A 3149-nucleotide genomic window follows, 5' to 3' on the forward strand; every position below is an offset into this window, starting at 1 on the left:
ACGTCTGGGACGCGATCTGGCGAATCGGTGCGGCGCATGGGCTGAGCGCGGTGGGGCCGGCGGCGGTGGCGCCGCGGGAGCTGTCGTGATCGGACCGCTCCGGCGTTGGCAGGTCATCCGCCCGCGCGAGCGCAGGTCGAGCTACGACGTGGTGATCGTCGGCGGTGGCGTCCACGGCCTTGCAATCGCGTATGAACTGGCCAAGCGCGGCGTGCGGAGAGTGGCAGTCCTCGAGAAGGCGTACATCGGCGCTGGCGGTAGCGGGCGGAACACGGCAATCATCCGCTCCAATTACCGCACCCCGGAGGGCGTCACCTTCTACGACGAATCGGTCCGGATCTACGAGCGCCTGTCCGTGGAACTTGGATTCAATGTCCTGTTCAGCCAGCACGGCCATCTCACCCTTGCGCACACTGATGCGGCCGTGGCGGGGTTGCGAGTTCGTGCCGAGGTAAACCAGCTGCAGGGTGTCGATTCAGTGGTCATCGACCGCGACGAAATCCGCGAACTGGCGCCGGCCCTCGACCTGTCCGATCGACCGAGATACCCGATCCACGCCGCGCTCTACCATCCGCCCGGCGGCATCATCCGGCACGATGCCGTCGTGTGGGGCTATGCACGGCGTGCTCACGAAATGGGCGTTGACATCCACCAGGGGATCGAGGTGACAGGCATCGATCTCGCGGACGGACGGATCTCCGGTGTGCGAACCAGTCAGGGTCCCATCCGCGCCGGCGTCGTAGTCAACGCCACGGCCGGCTGGGCGACGACGATCGCCGCGATGGCCGGGGTCCGACTGCCGATCGTCACTCATCCGCTCCAGGCCCTGGTCACCGAGCCGCTCAAGCCGTTCCTCGATCCGGTCCTCGTTTCCGCGACGCTACACGTCTACGTGAGCCAGACCGATCGCGGGGAACTCGTGATCGGTTCCGAGATCGACCCGTACGCCTCCTACAGCCACCGATCGACGCTAGCGTTCATGGAGACGTCCGCTGCCCACGTGCTCGAGCTCCTCCCCTCTGTCGCGGGCGTTCGGGTGCTGCGTCAATGGGCGGGGATCTGTGACATGACGCCCGACTTCAGCCCGATCATCGGCACGGTACCGGGCGTGCCCGGGTTCATCCTCGACGTTGGTTGGGGCACCTACGGGTTCAAGGCCGGACCTGTCGCCGGACGACGGGTCGCCGAATTGATCGCGACTGGGACGACGCCGGCCGTACTGGCGCCGTTCACCATCGAGCGCTTCGCAACTGGTTCCCTCATCGGCGAAAAGGCGGCGGCGGCCGTCTCGCACTAACGAGAGAGCGCGAAGGAGGCCGACATGACCGAGGCGAGACGGGACGAGCGACCTACCCGCGAGTCGATCGCGCGACGGCTCGCCGATGACGGCGTGACCTACATGCTCGCGCAGTGGGTGGACATCCACGGCACGCCGCGCTGCAAGGGCGTGCCGGCGAGTGCCCTGGATCAGTTCCTCGACGGCAGCGCAGGGTTCGCCGGTGCCGCGACGGTAGGTATGGGCCAGGGTCCGCACGATCACGACCTCATCGGGGCGCCTGACCTCGCCACCTATACGCTCGTGCCGTGGGAGATCGGACTGGCCCGGTTCGCCTGCGATATCGAGGTCGACAGCGAACCGTGGCCGTACTGCTCGCGGACGGCGCTCCGTCGTCAGATCGATCGCCTCGCGAAGGCCGGCTACACGATGATGGTCGGCGTCGAACCCGAGCACATGCTGGTCAAGCGGTTGCCCGATGGCTCGATCGTTCCCTTCGACCCATCCGGTTTTGACACCCTCGACAAGCCGTGCTACGACTTCAAGGGCCTCGCTGGCAGCCTCGATTACCTGCGGACCATCGTGGGTTATCTCGAGCAACTGGGCTGGGGTCCGTACGCCTCCGACCACGAGGATGCCACTGGCCAGTTCGAGATCAACTGGAAGTACGCCGAGGCGCTCGAAACGGCCGATCGTTACACGTTCTTCAAGATGATGACGAGCCAGGTCGCAAGCCGCTACGGGGCCATTGCGACGCACATGCCCAAGCCGTTTAGCGATCTAACCGGCAATGGCAGCCATTTCCACTTCTCATTGTGGGATGGCGACACCAACGTCTTCATCGATAGGACGGACCCGCGCGGCCTCGGACAGTCGCAACTCGCCTACCACTTCCTCGGGGGCCTGCTGGGGCATGCTCGGGGTCTTTCCGCCTTGATCGCGCCGACGGTGAACTGCTACAAGCGGCTGTCGATCGGGGCCTACCTGACGGGCGCTCGATCCGGGTTCACCTGGACACCGGCATTCATCACCTACGGTGACAACAATCGAACCCAGATGTTCCGGACGCCCGATCCGGGACGCTTCGAGTGCCGCGTCGTCTCGGGCGCGGTGAACCCCTACCTCGGGCTCGCGGGCCTCATCGCCGCCGGCATGGATGGGATCGAGCGCGGCCTTGACCCGGGCGCCCCGATGGTGGGTCGGAACATGTACGAGACGCCACTCGCTGAGGCTCGGCGGGAGGGATTGAGATTCCTGCCTCAAAACCTGTCGGAGGCGCTCGACGAGTTCGAGAAGGACGAGGTCGTCCAGGGCGCCCTGGGGCCGGGGTTCGCGGCGGAGTTCCTGCGAATCAAGCGCGACGAGTGGGTCCGCTATCACAGAGCCGTCGGCCGTTGGGAACTTGATCAGTATCTAACCTTGTTCTGAGGTCTCGCCCGGGCCGCTCGAACCCGTCACCAGCCGAGGAGACCGATGAGCTTTCCGTCCGACCTGGAGATCGCCCGCGCCGTCAAGCCGCGTCCGATCGTGGACGTGGCCCGCGAATTGGGGATCCTTGACGACGAGCTCGAGCTCTACGGCCCGACCAAGGCAAAGGTCACCATGGAGGCGATCCGCCGCCTCGAAGCGGAGCGACCCCGCGGCAAGTACGTGCTGGTCACCGCGATCACGCCGACCCCGCTCGGGGAAGGCAAGTCGACGACCGCCGTGGGCCTCGCCCAGGGGCTCAACGCGATCGGTCGCAGGGCCGCAGTCAACATCCGGCAGCCCTCGCTCGGCCCGGTCTTCGGGATCAAGGGCGGGGCGGCCGGCGGCGGTTACAGCCAGGTCATCCCGATGGAGGACTTCAACCTCCACCTGACCGGCGACGTCC

General features: G+C 66.2%; 3 protein-coding genes. All 3 read left to right on the forward strand.

Going from position 1 to position 3149, the window contains the following annotated elements:
- Positions 1–148: 148 nt before the first annotated feature.
- Entirely contained in the window at positions 149–1297 is a 1149-nt protein-coding gene (locus WEB06_18255) for an FAD-dependent oxidoreductase (protein MEX2557560.1), read from the forward strand.
- 24 nt (positions 1298–1321) lie between these two features.
- Positions 1322–2704, forward strand: coding sequence for a type III glutamate--ammonia ligase (gene glnT, locus WEB06_18260; GenBank protein MEX2557561.1), 1383 nt, complete (start codon positions 1322–1324; stop codon positions 2702–2704).
- A 45-nt stretch (positions 2705–2749) separates the two neighbouring features.
- Positions 2750–3149: formate--tetrahydrofolate ligase (locus WEB06_18265; GenBank protein MEX2557562.1), on the forward strand; the 400-nt coding region annotated here is incomplete at its 3' end.

Source organism: Actinomycetota bacterium (assembly GCA_040905475.1).
Lineage (GTDB): Bacteria > Actinomycetota > AC-67 > AC-67 > AC-67 > DATFGK01.